The following is a 19,542-nucleotide window of genomic DNA, read 5'->3' on the forward strand; positions in this document are numbered from 1 at the left end:
TAGCGCCCAGCTACGTCATCAGCTAAATAACTGTATGTTTTACAACTCTTCAACTTTATAAGCACGCAAAATTCTCGATACATAAGAAACGAGAGTCGCAGCGTAAAAAACGGATACCCTCTCCCTTCCAGGAGAACGATATCCGTTTCTATTAACGATAGTTTATAATCCCGCTTGTGTTTTCAGCGCTTCGGCCTTATCTATGCGTTCCCAAGGCAAATCGATGTCCGTACGTCCAAAATGACCGTAGGCTGCGGTTTGGCGGTAAATCGGACGGCGAAGATCCAACATACGAATGATACCCGCCGGACGAAGATCGAAATTCTGGCGAACGAGCTCCACCAATTTTTCTTCCGGTACTTTGCCTGTTCCGTAAGTATCGACATTAATGGATACCGGGTTAGCGACGCCGATCGCATAAGCCAACTGGATTTCCACTTTGTCGGCCAGCCCCGCGGCAACGAGGTTTTTCGCCACGTAACGCGCCGCATAAGCGGCCGAACGGTCAACTTTGGTCGGGTCTTTCCCAGAGAATGCGCCGCCGCCGTGGCGGGCATATCCGCCGTACGTATCGACAATAATTTTGCGGCCCGTTAAACCGGCATCTCCCTGTGGCCCCCCGATAACAAAACGGCCTGTCGGGTTAATGAAATATTTCGTTTCCCCATCCAATAATTCCGCCGGTACAACCGGAAGAATGACGTGTTCCTTGATATCTGTTTGAATTTGTTCCAGTGTAATTTCTTCCGCATGCTGCGAAGATACAACGATCGTATCCACCCGTTTGGGTTTACCGTCGACGTATTCGATCGTGACTTGGGTCTTGCCGTCCGGCCGGAGGTAACCCAGCGTGCCGTCCTTCCGCACTTCGGAAAGGCGGCGAGCAATACGGTGCGACAACGCAATCGGAAGCGGCATGAGCTCCGGCGTTTCATTCGTAGCGAAACCAAACATCAAACCTTGGTCACCGGCGCCGATATTTTCCGTTTCCTTATCGACCTGGGCAGGATCCCTGCTTTCCAGAGCGGCGTTTACGCCTTGGGCAATGTCGGCGGACTGCTCATTAAGCGAGGTGAGGACCGCGCAAGTATTGAAATCGAACCCATATTTAGCACGGGTATAGCCAATCTCTTTCACCGTTTTGCGAACAATAGCAGGAATATCGACATATTCGGATTTGGTGCTGATCTCCCCGATAACGAGCACTAGCCCGGTGGCTACGGAAACTTCACATGCAACCCGGGCATAGGGATCATTGGCCAAAAATGCGTCAAGAACCGCATCGGAAATTTGATCGCAAATTTTATCAGGGTGTCCTTCCGTAACGGACTCGGAAGTAAATAAGTGTCGCCCTTGTACGGACATAAAATTTCAACCTCCCCATGGATAGTATGGCGAAAGCCTTCGTATCCAATACTAAAAATGCCCCCAATGGATTATGGGCAGATTTACCGACTTTATTTACCAAAAAATGAACCTTTCCCTGATCGGAAAAGGTTGTTTGACAATCCTCAAAGTCATATTATCGCATTTGCCATGTCATGTCAAAAGATTAGTGCAAAAGCAAATCACGCTGCGCCTGAGCGACCAGCCGTTTTGTAATTTCTCCGCCGACCGAGCCGTTTTCCCGTGATGTGAGATGCCGCCAGCTGCCGCCGGAAACACCGCTTGTCCCCAAAGCGCCGAGTTCGCCCGCGAATTCCGTATCCGACGCCTCACCGGCTACCCCGCCGCCGACCGGCAACCCGAACTCTGCCGCAATTTCATACTTCCACTGTTTAAGCATTTGACGGCATTCCGGAACCAGCTTGGAGTTGCTTCTTGCCATCTTTAATCCACCCCCATAAATATTGTCTTTCAGGAGTAGGATGTGCTCAGCCGTGAAAAATAACCTATAGAATTATTGTTCGTTCAGGAAGAAATCGGCTGTCCTATTTTAGCGAATATCCGCCGCGAACCAACACCGTCAGGCTGTACTTATTTCCGGCCTGAACCTGAACTCCGCGTCCATCCCGGGGAAACGAAAGCAGGTGGTTGTTCGTTACCGCTCCTCCGTTTTTGATATCTACACCATCGGTCAAATCCGTGACACCGTCAGCGTCAATACTGTAAATTACAGCCTTCCCTGCCCGAACCACGAACTCCGCTCCAGCTGCAGCAATCAACGTCTGCCCCGGCTCTACCGTTACAACTTCAATTGCATCGGTTGAGCCTCCTCCTTTGCTGCTGCTCGTCGAAGGGGCCGAAGGCTTTGTTGTGGTCACGCCTCCCTTGAGCGCCTGCTGAATGGCCTGGTCCACATAACTCTTCGTCACCACCGGATCGTCAGCGGTACCTGGTTGACCTGTTACACTTGAGCCCTCCGCCGTCAAATTCAGCAACGAACCTGCCCAAATACTACCACCAATCACCACCGTCGCTGACATGACTTTCCATACTGTCTTCATCATGTTCCTCCTCAAATCTCTCATTACGATAATGATAGAGGTTATACAGGCATGAAACAAGCCCAAATTTAGTCATCTTTATCGGTCTCGTCATAATAAAATCTTTGGCTGCCGAGCTTAATTTTGTGGCCTTGGAACAGGTCATAAACATTTAATCTAAAGTCGTCATCTTCAGTAAGATCTCCATATACCGAATCGGTAACACTGAAGCCTGCTCTCCCACCATCTTTGAGAAGCAAATCGGTTTCAGGAGCGAACTCCTTCTCGAATACGCGTCCGCTAGAATTTTCGATCTCGAACAGAAATTTGTGCCCAAACTCGCCGATCGTATAGTCCCTATTACGGGTCAGGTCATAGGTAAAGCTCAGATTCATAGAGCTGCTGGAAAGAGAGGTTTCTACATCCTTCACAGTCAATTCATATGGGAATAGCTCCAGATCTCTCAATTTTTTATTGGCTTTTGGATTAGAAATGTCAAGCTCCAGGGCCGCAGCGTTTATATAACCCGTAGGTTCGCCTTTGACCGGCGTTAACTTATTATCTGTGATTCCTTCCCCAACGATCAGCTTCATATCGGATATTGAAACTTGCTTCGGAATCTTTGCCCAAATTGCTACTACACTCTTCTCTTCCGGTCCAGCCGGGGAATCGATCTGGCTAACCGAGGCTTTGTATGTCCGGCCGTCGAATGTCTGGAATGCCCCGACTAATTGCGAGAGATCAATTTGATGTTCTTCCAGGTTTCTCACATCCAACTCGGTATAAACTATATCACTGGATGGCCCTGAGTATATATGGGAACGCAGCACACCCAACTCCTGTTTGCGTCCCGGCGTATCGAGCGTAAAAGAAGCCCCCTTGGCGATACCGGCTACCTCTGGTATTGCGCCCGAGTTGCTTAATTGAATCCAGTTGGTACTCTCTTCCCCTATCTTCTCGAGCAGGTCAACCTGCAACCGGTTAAAATCCAAATAACTAGGTACTTTAGCTATCACATAAACATCCATCGACATTCCGGCCCCGATCAATCTGTCGGGCTGGGTGAAGATCAGCTTGGTTCCTTCAGCCAGCTTTACGGAGTCCACCTGTAAGGCTCCGGTCAGTTCCGGCAACTGTGCCGTCTTGACGTCATCATTGTTGATCGTAATTTTGGCACTGATCAGATCACCATCAATCCAGGGCAACTTTTGCAGCGAAGACAAGGTAACGCCAAAAACACCGTTCTTCGTCTGTATATACTGCTTGTTTCCGATCATTTTCTCAGCGGTATGAACTGTCGGCAGCGCAAAAACCGCAACCGGATAAACGATCTTCTCCTTGCTGTCCTCTGCAGGCGGCAAGTTCATGAACAGACGCGGATTTACAATGCTGATATCGGCCGGCACCGTCACCGGGAGTGTAATGAATGTCTCCTCCAGCGGTTGGAGAGTCATATTTTCCAATGCCGGCGCTTTAATCGGCAACCGGTATCCATCCGAGGTTTGCAGTTCGAACTGATACTTCGGCAAAGTGATCGTCATCCCACTTGTATTACGGATAGCAAATCGTACAGATAGCTCATGCTTAAGATCATTTTTGTTCGCTACAGCGTTTGTCACCTTAACGGCGATTTTACCGTTGCCAGCTTGGATGAACTTTTGAACATTCGGTTTAACCGCCATCGTGTTGTCGCCTTCGCCAGGCAGTTGCAATGTTGCAATCGGCAGACTTTGCTTGGCCGTCTCGTCATCCAGCGCCAGTTGCAGTTCCATGTTCGACAACTTGATCGCTTTCGGGATTTGGGCCATCAGGTGAAGAGTCTTCGTATCCTTGGGCTGGATTTTATAATCCACGCTGGTTGTTGGATCCGCCGACATTGGATAGCTTGCACCTGTAGATGTACGAATCACAAACTTTATTTTGGGATCTTCAAACAGCTTGTAGCCGACATTCGTCATATTGAGCAAAACACTGATGTTTTTATAGTCGCCTGAAACATAAGAAGCCACTTGTCCCACTTTTGCCTTCACACGGGCATCGGCTATCCACAAAGTTTTGGATTGATTCGAAGGTGTCGACGTTAAATAACCTGCCGGAATCTTGAACTGTCCCTTCAACGCCTCGTACTCAGGCTGGCTAAAATCCCATTTGATTACCTGGAATATCAGATTGTGCGGCTTGATGTGATTCGCAATTCGGGCCGTGTACGTCAAGGTTGTGGAAGAACCAGCCGCCAGCTTCTTCTTATCTTTGTCTTTGGTCATCAACGAGGTGCTGTAAGTTGTCCCGCTTGTAGTTTTTACTTTAGACCAATAATCGAGCAAATCGATCGTCTTGTTGTCCTTATTCTGGATTGTCAGCGTATAAGTAAGAATACTTTCGCCATCCAAAGTTAAAATATTGACATCGCTCAATCGAACTAAACTTTTCGCGGTAATCTTCACCGGAGGCAAACTAGCCAGTGTATGTACCGTTGCTTGATTTTGGGTCAAGTTGGTTCTCTTTGTCGTTGCTGCGGCCCATGTTTGCGATGGCATGGGGGCTAATGCGGATACTGCCATAACGGCGGCAGCTACAGTCAATGAAACTTTTCTCAAATTGTCTCCTCCCCGTTTAAGATTCCTGATTATATAGACGATTTTTGATGAAAAAGGTTTCGGTAAACAAAAAACGAGGCGAAAGCCATGCTTCCACCCCCGGAAAATATATATTCTATATTTCAGGATATTTTATTGCGATACTGCAAGCCATGGTTTCTCATAGGCCAGTTTGGCGTTGTCCAGACCTATGACGATGCTAGACATTTGTTGCTTCAAGTTTTCCAATTGAAGCTGGGCAGTAAACACTTCATATTGCGTGGCCATTCCCAATTCATAACGTTTTTGTACAGTTTCCAATGCACTATTGGCACTGGCCAGGGATGCTTGCAACTGATCGTACTGAGTCTCCAGTTTTTTGATTTGATCGTAAGTTTGCCGGATCGCATCTTCAAGTTGTTTTTTTGCCTCGGCGACACTGATCTTCTTCAGATTAACGCTGATTTTGGTATTATCATAAGCCTTGGAAGTTTGCCCGATGAAGTTAAAATAATTAAGATTCAGCTCCGCCTGCTCTACTTCACGTTCCGCCATCCATATAGTAGGACTCTCCGTTTGAACCCGTGCGATATGCTCGTCTACGTTATCCTCAAATATTTCGAATTTAGTCGGAAGATCAGTTAATTTATACTTCTGATCCGCTTTATAGCCTATCAAAGCATTTAAGGTGCGAAAGGACTCATCGAGCGCCTTAGCCGACACTTCCTGTGCAGCCTTCGTCTGAGCCAGCGCATTTCGAGCTTGAGTCACTTCATATTCGCTGGCCATTTCATTGGCTAACTTGGTTTCCGCAATGCGCAGCTTCCATTCCGCATCCGTTACCTTAAGATCGGCCAATCGCTTGTCTTCAGTGGCACTGATGATCGCATTATAATTTCTTTTAACCTGATAAGCCAGAATCTCTTTGGTTGTTTCTAATTGTTTCTTTGACATTAGATAGCCTATTTGCGCTTGGCTGTAGTTATTATAGGCGGATTTTGCACTAGGATTGCCATCAGGACCCACGCCGGGGGCAGCGATAAAATCGATACCATCGGCCGCGTCTGCCAACTTGTTGTCTAGGACCTTAAGGGAGGCTTCCTGTTCCTTAATTCTATTGCTGTTGGCAATCGCCAGAGCGGCAGCATCTTTATAGGCAAGCGGCTCCGTGTTGGTCTCATAGATTGCCTCCGTGGTTGTAACCGGAGAAATCGGAGAAGGATTTGAACTGCTTTGCTCATTTTCCGACTTCACAGGCAATTCAATTTGGATGGTTGAAGTTGCTTGATCCCAATCCACTTTAGCGCCAAACGATTCCCCAACAAAACGTAAAGGTACGTAGGCAGATCCATTTATGAGTTTTGCAGGTGTTTCTAAAGCAATTGTTACACCGTTCTTAAGAGCGGCAGTACTATTCAGTTTCAGTTCAATGGTGTCCGCACCCTTGGTTGCAGTAATTAGTCCGGTTGCTGTGTCATAATCAACTTGCGCGCCAAGCGATTCAAACAGAGCCCGCATCGGCACCAGGGTTACATGATTATTTTGAATGGGTTGCTGAGTAAAAGTCTGACTGACTCCATTAAGAACGACATGAATATCGTTTGCGGATTGTGCAGAAGTTACCCCCGCTACAACAGAAGACAGCAGTGCTGTAGAAACTAATGCTGAGCTCAGTCGTTTCATCTTAATACCACTCCTCCTTACACTATTCTGTAAGCTTATAACATTTCCAAATGAATAAAACCTTTATTGCAGGAAATACTATGAAAAAAGGGCTCCCCTAATAGGAACCCCTTTTTCATTATTCATAAAGCGTTAGAACCGGTAATTAAAGTTCTTATTTTAATTGTGTTACCGTAACTGTGTTAGTATCTTTATCCCATTTGATATCTGCTCCCAAAGCTTGACCTACCCAGCTGATAGGCAGAACCGTACGGTTGTTCTTCGTGATTGCTTTAACATCCATGTTAATTACTGCACCGTTAACCGTCAGGATGTTAGTTTTCAGTTTGATTTGTACGATACGGTCACCTTTCAACAGCGTGACTGTGGAAGTCTTCTTATCAAACTTAATGTTTTGCGGAGCAACACCCAGAGCATCGGCTACGTAACGAACAGGCAGGAAAGTGCGTCCGTTCTCGATGTAAGGAGCAACGTCAGCTGTATAAGTTGCACCATTTACAGTGTAGCTCGTGCTGCCGATTTTGAAAATAGATACAGTATTACCTTTGGAGTCTTCAACCGGTGCCGGAGTAGAAACTTTAGCAACTTCTACTTTTGCAACCGTATCGTTGTCTTCCCAATCCGAGTAAGCAGCCGTTTCAGCTACAGCATTCCCTTCACCACCTACAACGGACAACGTAACTGTTCCTTCTGGAACCGTACGGTCGAGAATGAGGTTCAGATCGGTTACGGAAATTGTGCTGGCCGTATCGCTTTCGGAATCAATGCGGAACGATACAGCGTTGTCGTCAGTGCCGTTATATTTGATCAATTTCACGTTGGAAATTTCCAAATCTCCGCTTGTTACTTTAAGCGTCGGCTTGCTGGCAAATCTAACACCTTCCGGCAGATCTAAAATAACTTCACCTTGGTTTTTCAGAGCACCGGCTTTATTTTCAGTGATTGTAAAGTCAGCACCTTTTTGCTCACGGGCACCGATAATTACTTCAGGTGCATTTTTGGAAGTTGCAGTAACCGGAGCAATTACTTTAGCTACTGTTACTTCACCTTTAACTCCAGCGGAACCACTAACAGCAATCTTCAAATCGCCAGTAAAGTCAGCAGCCAAAGCTACTTCGATATCTTCAAAGTCCAGAGTTGCTGCATCCAGATCCTTAGGATCACGCTCTACCTTAAACTTGGCAGTACGATTATTATTTCCGGTGAATCCATCAAAGGTCAAAGTGACGCCTTCATCTTTAAGTACAGGGAATGAACTTTTGTCCGGTTTATTATCCTTCTCTGCCCCGTGTCCATCATCATATACATACTCTTGTTGCCATCTAGCGCCTTCCGGCAACGTCAGTTCTAGATAACGGCCATTTGCGCCAGTTACCAAACTTTCACCGATGGTTTCAGTTAAATGGAAATCAGCGATCTCTTGCTCGTCTTGACCTGCAATCAAAGTCGGGTTATCTTCAGCCGTCAACGTTGCTTCGTATTCACCATAAGTACCGATTTTGCCTTCAGTGATATTGGCACTGGTTCTACCGGATAGCTTGGCAATGATATCGCCTTTCTTCACTTTAGTCGAATCATCGACTCTGAAGTTGAAAGGAATCTCGACTTTGGAAACAGTTTTCTTTTCGCGATTATCTGCATCAGCCAAAACCTTAATAACTAATTCACGGTCGTCTTTCTTGTCAACGCTAACATCGAGCCATTTAGCTTCAAAGTTACCCCAAACAGTTTTATACTCTTTGTGGTCAGTCCAGACATAGCCACTAGGCAGCTTGACTCTGATTTCAGTATCTTTACTGTTCAATGCTCCGGCAAAAGGCTCTTCGATGACAATCTTAGGGCTAAAGTCTTCGTTGGAAGTATCCAAGCTGCCGAAAGACAAATTCACACTATTCTTATCATCAGCGACCGCTGCAACACGCACTCCATCACCAGAAGTTTGCGGGAATGGGCTGATTCCAGGAGCCGTGAATTTAACAAAAGCTTCGTCTTTGCTGTCAATTACCAAAGCACCGAGTGTCAACATGAAAACTGCAGGATCATTATCAAAGTACCAATCTGGACCTTCGTATTTCAATGAAATTTTACCTTCATCGGAAGTTTTCGGGTTAATTACAAACTTCCCTCCGGCCGGCATCGCGTCATCTTCGTGCACACTTCTCAATTCCAGTTTATTTCTTGCGTCCGTAGGAGTGCTGCCAAACGCAGAGAATTCAACACCCGGAATGACGTTGTAAACAGCATCTGTAGCACTCGATTTAGGCATATCAAAAGGCAGTTCGATAACAAGCTCATCGCCATCGTGAAGTGTAGAGAACTTAGGAATTTCAAATTTGACGCTACCAACCGCTTGTGCTGTATCATTTGCAACTACGCTTGGAGTGGTCATAGCCGTGATGGAGCCATTGCTAGCAGCTTCAACAGCGGATGGAGCAACAATTGCTGTTACAGGCGCCGCTACGCCAGCAACCAATGTTGCTGTAGCAAGCACGTTAATAATTCTTTTGTTAAACTTTGTCATAACCTTTTTTTCTCCTCCTTGAACTTCATCAATTACAGTATTATTTTCTTTGTGTCGAGTCGTGTCACTCATCAGTCGTTACACCTCCTTTCCGAGTATGGATGCAACTCTTATAAAATGATATCTGTGACAATATCACAGAAGCTTGAAACCAAAATAATGAAGCAGGCGAAAAACTCACAACTTACTCCAGTATTATACAATGTGATTACAACGCCGTAAAGATTTTTTATCATATTTTGTCTTTTGAAATTGTAATCATCTGTATCATACTCACACAATTAGACGTTTTGGAGTTCGAAAAGTTGCGATACTTTTAAAAAAGTTTTTGATTTTTTTAAAAAGTATGTATTCACCCTTCTTGCAGTTATAATTATACTCTAAAGGCTTATCTAGCGTCATCCAGCAATTATTTCCTAGATCTCCTAATATCTACATAAATAAGGAGGTGCAGAATGATACGGATAGGGGTTCTAAAACGCATCATTCTGCCCGGAAAAGGTAATGACATACAAAGATATGCCAAACAAGGAGACATTATTACTGATTTATAATCGTAACCTGCGCGCCGTCAGTAAGCATAGCTGCACCCTTAACGACGATTTGTTGCCCCTCTGAGAGCCCTTCGGTCACTTCCACCTGCTCGGCGCTCTCTTCTCCTGTCTGAATCTTCACTTGTTTTGCTACATTTCCTTCGATGATATAGACGTACTTTACACCCGCCTTTTCACTAACAGCGGCTTGCGGAACAAGCAGCCCTTCCGCGGCCCCGGATTGGATATACACGTTGGCTACCATGCCTGCCTTAAGTGTATTAGCAGAATTCTCTATAGAGATTTCAACCGGATAAGCTTTCAGATCCTGATCCATGACAGAGTTGATCGCCGTAACCTTGGCGTTAATTCTCTTGTCGACGGAAGGAATGCCTACTGTCACGGATGAACCGACTTTAACCTTCATCATTTCAGACTCGGACAAATTTACTTTCACCAGAATCGGATTGGTATTTGCAATCGTGACAACAGGCGACTGAGGACCCACAATCTGTCCAACATTGCCGTTGACAGCCGAAAGCGTACCGGACATAGGAGCCTTAACCGTAGCGTCATCCAACTGGCTGCGAGCTGTCTCAAGAGCGGAGCGCAACTGTTCAACATTGGCCTTAGCCACATCAATACCGGCCCCTTTACGGGCCAGCTCAAGCGATTTTAAGGCGTTTTGATATGACGTTTGCGCGTTTTCCAAAGAAGTTTGAGCGTTGCTCAACGTCAGCTTTGCATTGTCCAGCCTGGTTTGGGCCTGCCTTACTGTCGTTTGTGCCTGCTCCAGATCCGTCTGAGATACAGCTCCTGCCGCAAATAGCTGCTGCGTACGGTTCAGGGCGTTTTGTGCGTCCTTCAAAGAGGTCTCTGCATCCTTAATTGTGTTTTTCGCCGTATCTATAGAGCTTTGCTGCTGATCAAGGGCGGCTTTAGCCTGATCAACGCCGGATTCCGCCTGCTGAATCGATTGCTCCGTACTGCTCTGCGCTTGCTTCAGGTTAGCAAGCGCAACATTATAAGATTCCTCGGATTGCTTGATGCTGTCGCGAATAGTCTTTTGATCCAATGTAAACAATACTTGGCCCTTTGCAACGGTCTGCCCGATTTTTAAATTGATGCTTGCGATCGTACCATTGATCTTTGGAGCTACCTGGACGGTTTTGTTGGGGGCCAGAGTACCGACAACGCCTGCTTCAGCTTCAATACTGCCCTTGGTTACCTTCCCTACTTCGACAGACACGGCCTGCACTTCCTGTTCCGCCGGAGCCGCTGCAGGAGGCTGGCCTCCTGAGCAGCCGGCTAATGCCACCGATAAAGCCAAGGCCGACAACAATATTACTGCACTTTTTTTATTCATGGTTTTCCCACCTCACTATGTCCCGCTTTATCTATTAGAGCTGCAAACTGCCTTGCTCAAGTTTCGCCTGTTTCTTCGCTTCTCTTTTCTGCTGGCGTTTAAGCTTGCGGTTATTGCGTCTAACCGTGATATTATCGAGCAAAATATATACGACAGGGATCAGAATCAACGTAATGATGGACCCGAAAGCCAGGCCAAATACAACGACAACGGCCATAGGCGCCATAGATTCATTTGCCGGGTCACTAGATACAACCATCGGCACCAAGGCAAGAACCGTCGCGAACATCGTCATCAGGATTGGCCGCAGCCGTTCAGATCCCGCAAGCAGTATGGCCTTATCCCTTTCCATCCCCTCTTTACGGAGCTGAATAACAAAGTCAATCAGGACAATCGCATTGTTAACAACAAGTCCGGCCAGCATGATATACCCGACAAAGGCCATGATACTCAAGGCAGTCCCTGTCAAAACCAATCCCAGAACAACGCCTATAAACGTTGGCGGGATCGAGAACATAATGACAAATGGTGTAAACATAGATTCAAACTGTCCGGCCATAACCATGTAAATCAAGACTACGGACAACAGAAGCGCAATAGCAAGACTCGTAAATGATTCCATCATTTGTTCCTCTTGCCCGCCGCCGGTATCCACGGTATAGCCATCAGGCATCGACATACGCTTCAGCAGTTTGGCCACATCCTGGTTAACACTGAGTAGATCTTTGCCTTCAACGCCTGCCGTAATCTGAATTTGGCGAGTCTGATTTTCACGGGTAATGGTGACAGGAACCTCGGCTCGCTTCAGGCTCGCAACTGAAGATAACGGTACATCAATACCCCGCGGCGTGGTAATCCGCAAAGTTTCAAGATAAGAAGCATCTTCCTTGAACTGCTCAGGCATGGAAATCTTAACATCAATTTCATCGTCACCAGTGCGGTAGGTCGTAGCAACCGACCCATTGAATGAAGTACGCACCGCAGACAATATCTGTGATGTAGACAGCCCATACTCTGCAGCCAACTGGCGGTTAACGATGACTTGGAATTCCTCGCGAGCGTCGTCTAGTGAACTCTTAACGTTAACCGCTCCCGGAATATCGCTTACGCCTTTGACAAGCTGATCGGAAAGCTCCCGCAGCACCTCCATATCGTCGCCTCTGAGGTTGATCTGAACAGCTGCACCTGCAGCGAAACTTTCACCCGCCGTAAGGGTTACTTTCGCATCCGGAATATTGGTGATTTTTTTGCGGAGCTCGGCAACGATTTGATCCGTTGAACGTGAACGTTCATCAACAAGCGTCACATCCAATGTAGCTGCGTTCGTCGGACTACCAAAGCTGAACCCTCCAGACGAACCTACACTTGCCGACATTTTATCCAATTCAGGGATGCTCATGATTTCTTTCTCAATTTGCTGAACAACTTTGTTGGTTTCCTCCAGCTTGGTTCCATCCGGTAATTTCACCGACACATTGAACTGTCCCATATCTTGAGCCGGAATAAATTCCGACTTAATCAATGGAGTTAGGGCACCTGCACCTATAAACATAAGAATTGTTATAATGAGCACACTTTTTCTGTGATGGATGCTCCATTTGAGCGTCTTGCCGTAGCCGTTTTTGAACTTTTCGAACCCGATATTGAACCATACGATCGGATTGAAGCCCCGATAATTACCCGAGGTATACACCGACTCGTCCGGAAGCTTCGGCAACCAGCGTGAACTGAGCATCGGAACGATCAACAGGGAAACAAGCAATGCTGCGATATGAGAGAAAATAACCGTTAAAGCGAGCGGCTTAAACAATTCGCCGGCGATCCCTTCCGTGAATACAATCGGCAAAAAAACTACGATCTGCGCAAGCGCTGATGCCATAACGGCATTGCCGACCTGCTTGGAACCATCAATTGCGCCCTGCAGCATGCTTTTCCCCTCATGCCGCTGCCTGAAAATATTCTCGATAATAACGACCGCGAAGTCTACAAACGAACCCAGGCCCAGGAGCAAACCGGCGAGCGAAATAATATTGATCGTCTGGCCTGTGAAGTACATCATTAAGAAAGTGGCCACAAACGAAATTGGAATGACAACAGCCGCAATGATGGTTGAGCGGACGCTGTTCAGGAACAACAAGAGAATGGCGGATGCGATAACAAGGCCAAGAATAGCGTGCTCTACTAACAGGTCAACCGAGTCATGGATCGGCTCGGAGGCATCCGTTACAAGCTCCAGCTTAGTTCCTTCCGGCAGTTCCTGCCGGATCGAATCCAGTCTTTCCTTTACGGCATTCGCGATCTGCAAGGTGTTGCCGCCGGATGCTTTGGTAACCCCAATATTGATGCTCGGTTGTCCATTGTATGTAGAAATGGAGGTTACATCAGCGTAGGAATCCTCTACTGTTGCTATTTCCTTAAGTTTAATGGTCCCCGATCCCGCTGCAACCGGAATTTCTCCTATTTCCGAAACGGCCCGATATTCGCCATCAACACGTATTTGAATTTCCGAGCCGCCCTTTCTCACAGCACCGGCAGAACCGGATTGGTTATTGGCGGCCAGCGCTTGACTTACTTGATCCAGGGTGATCCCATAGCTTTCGAGTTTGGCGGGATCCAAATTCACGCGAATCAATCTGTCTTGTCCACCCGCCACGCTTACGGACGCCACACCCGCAATTCTTTCAAGCTTGGGCTGAACAATGTCTTCCGCGATCGGCTTTAAGGAATTGACATCCCGATCTCCGGTGAACGCAAGATTGATAATAGGAGTTGAATTTATATCAAACTTCATTAGTCTGGGAGCATTGGCCGAATCAGGCAAAGCGCCCCTGACTGCGTCCAACTTATCCCGGATATCCAAACTAGCCTGGTCCAGATCTGTCCCCCAGTTGAACATGATCTGGACCATGGACGCTCCTTCCTGCGATTGAGAACTAATCGTATCTATGTTCTGTACTGAAGCAAGGTTTTTTTCAATTGGCTTGGTCACCAACTCCTCGACTTCAGACGGTGTCGCCCCTGGAATGCTTGTGGCAACGACCAAAACAGGAAACTTTAGCTCCGGCATCTGTTCTACCGGCAGCTTTGACCCAAAAATAACGCCCCCGATCAACAAAACCACAACCAGCATAAAGACGGTTACGGGACGGCGTATTGAAAACTGGGACATTTCTCCACCCCCACTTATTTCTTTAATCTATTTTTCGGGCTCCTGATTTTACTACGGCTAAATATTCCTTAGGTTGCATTTGCAATCTACTTTCCGGTACTGCTCCTCCCTGTTAAGAAATAGGCCATCAAGCTCAAGATTTACATTAATCATTATGCATCCTGCATATTTAGCAGTCAAATTTTCCAAGCACGAATAAAATTCCAATTCGCCCCCTCCTTTTTCATTATTATAAAGCCTAACCCCTCCCTTTAAATCGTACTTTCGTACATGTACCTTAGTTCAAAAGAAGCCTAGTCTAGAGTCTAGGTAGGGTTAGGACTTGCGATAAGACAACGCCTAATGTCAAAAAAAGTGCGGGCGCAGAGCCATTTCTCTACACTCGCACTTTTTTGCATTAAAGAAACATGATTACATCTTAGGCAGTTTTTTCTGGTCGATCATTACTTTGGAAATAATAATTGCAGCGTCCCCGCGAAGCGTGGATGCTTCAGGATTAAAATTATAACCTTTTGATGGATCTTTCGAATCTATCGGCGAACCGGTAATAAATCCTTTTTTCGCGATGGCCAGGACGGAAGCCTGGGCGTAATAATCAATCGTTGAATAATCCTTGAAATACTTTTGAAGTCCTTTTTCGATCTTCGCACGGTCAGTGTCAAGTTTCAGGTTCAACGCCTTTGCAATGATGACCGCAGCATCCTGACGTGTAATAAGACTGTCCGGATTGAAGGCACCAGGCTGCGCCCCCTTAATATAGCCTGCCCTTGCCGCAGTTTCTATGAAGCGGTAATCCCATAAGGCGTCCAGGTCAATCACTGCGCTTTTGGGCACGTCCCCAAAGTGCTGCTGGCCGCTGTAATTTAAAGGAAGCTGTTGGGCTTTGGTAATCATGCGAACAAATTCGGCACGCGAGATTTTCTTATCTACACCAAATTGCGTAGACGGATCTATCGGATTCATAACCCCTTTAGCAAAAACAGTCTCAATAAACTCCCGTCCATAGGCGTGATCGATAATGTCCGTGTAAGTAGAGCTTAACTTGGCGACCACATAATAGCCAAATCGGTCAAACGGAACTTTAATGGTATGCTTTTTGGCGTCTACAACCCCGCCGATGTTCTCCCATTCTTTGTTTTCCGGATCAAAATGGAACACGGTCACGAGCCGGCCGGCATCCTGAGCCATCGACGCATCGTAAGCCAACGTCAATTCGCCGCGTTTTGACGGAACCAGCTCATTTTCCGGGTCCCGTTTAAAGAAGCTTGGAATCTTCGAAAAATCAAACTGATACGGATCCGCCCCTTCGGTGATCGGGTCATATCCCGCTGTAGTGATATCGTCCGCAATACCGGCATCAATCCAGAACACCGGGCTGGCCTTGGCAAAACGATCCGGGAAATTACTGATAAAATATTGCCGTCCCGTATCTACCAAGTAGTTATAGTCGGCATAATTAACCTCAAATTCATGGCGGTCCACGACGCCGTCTTCGTTGTTGCCGATGGCAAAACGAATCGTATGGCCGGAGAACACCTGGTTCTTCAATTGCTCGGGAAGATCATAATCCCGGCGAATCAAACTGGTGCCTTTTGTAAATTTCAGCGACAAAGCTCCGTCAAACACTTTATGCGAGCTTGCCATTGCAGCCATGAATTGACCGCCTGGAATATTGGTCGGTACATATTTGACCGTGACGGTCTCCTTCAACTCGTCGTTTCCTTCCTTGACGACAATGTTGATTTTCGTATCCTTATTCGCCTTCAAGCCAGTGACAACGGTCCGGAAGGCACGCGGATAATCACTTTTACCATCCAAATCGGCATCGTAAGCAACCTGCTCCGCTTCTTTTTTGTCAATCGTCACGCTATCGGCAGTTTCCGAGGCAACGACAACCTCCACAAAATTTTGATTCAAAATGCGTTTCTCCGGCAATGGCCGAATGACGTTAAACACGGTGCGTTCGTATAAAACTTCAATACGATAGGTCGAAGTAGCTCCATTGCTGGTGACCGTGAAATTGTAAACGACAGGAGAACCGTCCTTAGGCAGTTCCTGATTAATTAATACGAAGCTGAAATATTGACCTTTTTCATTATAGTAAACGCGAAGGTCATTTACACTCTTCCCTGTGCTCTTCTCGTAAACTTTACCTGTATCTTCGGAATAAAGTTCGTTGTCCAGGGTCCAGGTAATGCCATCGGAACTGGCGCTGTCCTCGGAGGATTTAATGTTCAAAATGTAATCCTCAGGATTGTCCAAATCCTCCAGCGCAGCATTTACCGCACTATTGCTAATACCTAAATCCAGAAAATCAAAGGTGCCGTAAATTTTAATTTCCGACTCCTTCGTAGAGAACGTGGAGCCGTTTTGTTTGAAAGCAGGGTCGGCAGCCGCCGGAATCTCATAGGCGTTGCCAGTGGTAAACGGAATGACCCCCAAAGTGTCATTAACCGGGATATCCGGTACATTGGTTTGCGCCACATTAATTTTCACGCTTTTGGTGTAAGAGCTATTGCCGGATTTATAAACCAGCTTGATGACGTTGTTCCCCGTGCTGATCGCATTAGTCGCCGTTTTCTTATCCCCGCTGGCTAATTTAAATTTATTGGGTGCCCCGTTCTCCTCCAGATCAACCAATGTATTATTGATATACAAATAGACCGTACGGGTGGAGCCGCTGTATTTAATAGTACCGGAATCAGGAATATTGAACAAAGTACCCGAAAAATCACCGACCGCATCCAAAATATTGTTCGTCATGCTGTCAACCGACGTCGTATCGACCGAGATTTGCTGCCCTTCGTAGAGCTTGTCGAATTGAACATAAGGACCATACAGCACGCTGGCCGCAACCGTCTTTTTGCTGCCTCCGACGGACAAGGTAATGTACTGGGTACCGTCGGAAGGAAGTTTATCGAATTTAACGATAATTCGCATCACATCCGTCTGGACCCCATTAATCGACTGTGTCGACAACTTACGGTTCACCACTTCCGGTTTCACGCCGCTGATATCCAGATCATTCCCCTTGGAATCTGTGATCTTGTCCAGACCAACATCGGTGGAATTATCTCCGTTAACTACCAGCACTTCAAAACCGGCAGGCAATGCATAAATATCGGTAAAACTGGTTTCGCTTGTCAACGTACCCGTCAAGTTCAGAGCCTGGTCGGCAGTTGTATTGCTGTTATAGCCATCAAGGTAGTTTACTTGATAAATAAAGGGTTGCAAGCTGTCGCGCAACGTAAAATAAGCCGTAAATTCCCCGACCGGATTCCCTGTACCGCTGGAGTTCATAACTTTCAGTTCGACTTTGACCGTTTGATCGTAGGCAATGGTTGCCGGGGCATCAATGGAATAGCTGATTACCGTAAACCCGCTGCTGGTATCCGTCGAATCAACCGTAGCATTGACGCTCCCTGTCCCTGTAGCTCCGCCGGAAAATGTATAGTCTACCGTAAATGTACCGCCCGTAATTGGAACGATGGCTTTCCCGTTGAGGTCAATGGATCCTGCATTGCCTGGAGCAACGTTAAAATCCGGGGCCGTTGCCAGGTCCGGAGATTTCGAACCTCCGGCCGTCAGATAAGTATCGTAAAACGTAGCACGACCGTTATTAAACGCAAGCTCTCGTGTCGTTTCAACCGACTGGTCACCGTTGGTCGCTTTGATCGTGATCAGGTTTTTGCCTTCATTCACCTTAATTGATGAAGCCGTAAATTTGTAATCGTTATAACTGGATACTTTATAGGACCAGCTCTTCCCGTCTACAGTTACCGTGACGGACGTAGCATTTTTGGCCACCCCGCTAATGATAACTTCAGCCGAGCTCTTCCCATAATCCTTTGATCTTGGGGATGCGGTTACTACAGCCGTGGAGTCCTCGCTTAAGTCAACGGTTTCTCCGCTCAGACTTGCTTTCAAATTGGAAAGCGTTGGTCCGTTGCGAAACTCGATATAGATGGACTCTTCGACCGATTTAGAACCATTCGTTCCTTTGAACGTAATTTTGTTCATCCCGGGGTATAGCTGCAAGTCCGTAACTTTAATATCATAGCCGTCAACCGTAATGCCTCCGGTTTGCCCTACATTGGAGTCGACAACTTCCCATTTTCCGGACTTGTTCTCAGCGATTTGATAAACGCTATATGAGATGTTGCCATTGACATTACTAATGGAGCCGACAAGATTCACCTCGTCCTTGTTTACGACTCTGGCAGAGCCCACATCATAGCTTTCGTTCGGAAACACGAAAAAACTCCCCGATGCAGCATGTGCGGTATTGGTCAAACCGGCCGGGAACAGACCAATCATCAGCAACGCTGTCATCAATAAGGACATTACTTTCTTCAACTCAAATCCCCCTTTGGTTTTCGCATAATCTGCCCTTCTGTCACCCGATGAGCGACGAAATCCAGCCACATAAACTTTATATCGGCCGCAGGAACTAAAAATTTAACCCCAAGAGAGAGATTAGATCAGGTATTCCGTCCGCCACTTCTCTTAGGAGGAAGGACGAAACTATAATTAAGGAAGAATTTTGCCAACAAAAAAGGCTCTAGCAGCTAAAATGCCGATAGAGCCCTTTGAGTCATCGTTGTGCTAAAGGTAAGTCAACTTTTCGTATGGATTATGCTACAAGAATACGAGAATAATTAAAAAAATCCGCCAACCCAATTAAGGTTAGCGGGCTCTTACTGTACTAGTAATCTAATTTTTTGAGTCTTGTATCAACAAAAACGTTAGAGTCTCCAAAAATTTCAATATAGTAATAGCCTGGGAGAGGATTTTTATGACGGATTTTAATGTAATTAATTTCTGGCGTTAAAAATATTTGACTCATTAATGTTGTATTGTCACCCTTTAAATCTTCAAACATTACATAGACCCTAGCTTGTCCCTTAGTCCCCATCTTGTCCGCATATAATTCTACTGTTTCACCCTCTGTATACAGCTTTTCACTTATTACATGGCTTTCATATTCATGTTTAACTGCATCGACATACTTGCTTGCGGCGAAGGCGTTTGACGAAAACGAAAACATCAGAAAAGCAGCGATCATTACCAGCAACATTGGTTTTAACTTTTTCATATACAGTGATTCCTCCTATAATATGGTTTATATTACATAATAATCTTATCCTATTAAGTGTGTCGAAGTATCGCGTTTGTTGTCGTCAAGGAATAAACTTCCACAATAGTGTCACAAATAGATATATTTTATTTCACTTACCCCAGAACAGTCATTTATGGAAAGTAGAATGC

10 protein-coding genes are annotated in these 19,542 nt (G+C 46.2%); all 10 read right to left on the minus strand.

Annotated features, from left to right (window positions below; translation table 11 throughout):
* Positions 1-162 precede the first annotated feature (162 nt).
* The 10 genes from metK to NYE69_RS32790 all read right to left on the minus strand — a co-directional run bounded on the left by metK (position 163) and on the right by NYE69_RS32790 (position 19,369).
* The gene (metK, locus tag NYE69_RS32745; protein ID WP_213509708.1) at positions 163-1,365 is read right to left on the minus strand and encodes a methionine adenosyltransferase; all 1,203 of its coding nucleotides are present in this window, start codon (positions 1,363-1,365) and stop codon (positions 163-165) included.
* A gap of 187 nt (positions 1,366-1,552) precedes the next feature.
* On the minus strand, positions 1,553-1,828 hold the full coding sequence (locus NYE69_RS32750; protein WP_124333314.1) for an alpha/beta-type small acid-soluble spore protein: 276 nt from the start codon (positions 1,826-1,828) through the stop codon (positions 1,553-1,555).
* 103 nt (positions 1,829-1,931) lie between these two features.
* Entirely contained in the window at positions 1,932-2,447 is a 516-nt protein-coding gene (locus NYE69_RS32755; protein WP_340930182.1) for a hypothetical protein, read from the minus strand.
* Between the two features lie 68 nt (positions 2,448-2,515).
* A complete protein-coding gene (locus tag NYE69_RS32760) occupies positions 2,516-5,023 on the minus strand; it encodes a hypothetical protein (protein ID WP_326044843.1) in 2,508 nt (835 codons plus the stop codon).
* A 132-nt stretch (positions 5,024-5,155) separates the two neighbouring features.
* Positions 5,156-6,685, minus strand: coding sequence for a stalk domain-containing protein (locus NYE69_RS32765; RefSeq protein WP_326044844.1), 1,530 nt, complete (start codon positions 6,683-6,685; stop codon positions 5,156-5,158).
* Positions 6,686-6,839: 154 nt separating this feature from the next.
* On the minus strand, positions 6,840-9,278 hold the full coding sequence (locus NYE69_RS32770; protein WP_326044845.1) for a copper amine oxidase N-terminal domain-containing protein: 2,439 nt from the start codon (positions 9,276-9,278) through the stop codon (positions 6,840-6,842).
* Between the two features lie 468 nt (positions 9,279-9,746).
* Complete coding sequence (locus tag NYE69_RS32775) at positions 9,747-11,105, minus strand: efflux RND transporter periplasmic adaptor subunit (RefSeq protein ID WP_316560934.1); 1,359 nt, start codon at positions 11,103-11,105, stop codon at positions 9,747-9,749.
* 34 nt (positions 11,106-11,139) lie between these two features.
* The gene (locus tag NYE69_RS32780; RefSeq protein WP_316560933.1) at positions 11,140-14,274 is read right to left on the minus strand and encodes an efflux RND transporter permease subunit; all 3,135 of its coding nucleotides are present in this window, start codon (positions 14,272-14,274) and stop codon (positions 11,140-11,142) included.
* Between the two features lie 411 nt (positions 14,275-14,685).
* On the minus strand, positions 14,686-18,699 hold the full coding sequence (locus NYE69_RS32785) for an S-layer homology domain-containing protein (protein ID WP_340930185.1): 4,014 nt from the start codon (positions 18,697-18,699) through the stop codon (positions 14,686-14,688).
* Between the two features lie 280 nt (positions 18,700-18,979).
* On the minus strand, positions 18,980-19,369 hold the full coding sequence (locus tag NYE69_RS32790) for a hypothetical protein (protein ID WP_124333307.1): 390 nt from the start codon (positions 19,367-19,369) through the stop codon (positions 18,980-18,982).
* Positions 19,370-19,542 lie beyond the last annotated feature (173 nt).

Origin of the sequence: Paenibacillus sp. FSL R5-0527 (genome assembly GCF_038008055.1) — a bacterium.
Classification (GTDB): domain Bacteria; phylum Bacillota; class Bacilli; order Paenibacillales; family Paenibacillaceae; genus Fontibacillus; species Fontibacillus macerans.

What these genes read in the sequence shown, in the direction of transcription:
- metK (WP_213509708.1), bottom strand. Translation starts at nt 1,365, where the DNA reads ATGTCCGTACAAGGGCGACACTTATTTACTTCCGAGTCCGTTACGGAA.
- NYE69_RS32750 (WP_124333314.1), bottom strand. Translation starts at nt 1,828, where the DNA reads ATGGCAAGAAGCAACTCCAAGCTGGTTCCGGAATGCCGTCAAATGCTT.
- NYE69_RS32755 (WP_340930182.1), bottom strand. Translation starts at nt 2,447, where the DNA reads ATGAAGACAGTATGGAAAGTCATGTCAGCGACGGTGGTGATTGGTGGT.
- NYE69_RS32765 (WP_326044844.1), bottom strand. Translation starts at nt 6,685, where the DNA reads ATGAAACGACTGAGCTCAGCATTAGTTTCTACAGCACTGCTGTCTTCT.
- NYE69_RS32770 (WP_326044845.1), bottom strand. Translation starts at nt 9,278, where the DNA reads ATGAGTGACACGACTCGACACAAAGAAAATAATACTGTAATTGATGAA.
- NYE69_RS32775 (WP_316560934.1), bottom strand. Translation starts at nt 11,105, where the DNA reads ATGAATAAAAAAAGTGCAGTAATATTGTTGTCGGCCTTGGCTTTATCG.
- NYE69_RS32780 (WP_316560933.1), bottom strand. Translation starts at nt 14,274, where the DNA reads ATGTCCCAGTTTTCAATACGCCGTCCCGTAACCGTCTTTATGCTGGTT.
- NYE69_RS32790 (WP_124333307.1), bottom strand. Translation starts at nt 19,369, where the DNA reads ATGAAAAAGTTAAAACCAATGTTGCTGGTAATGATCGCTGCTTTTCTG.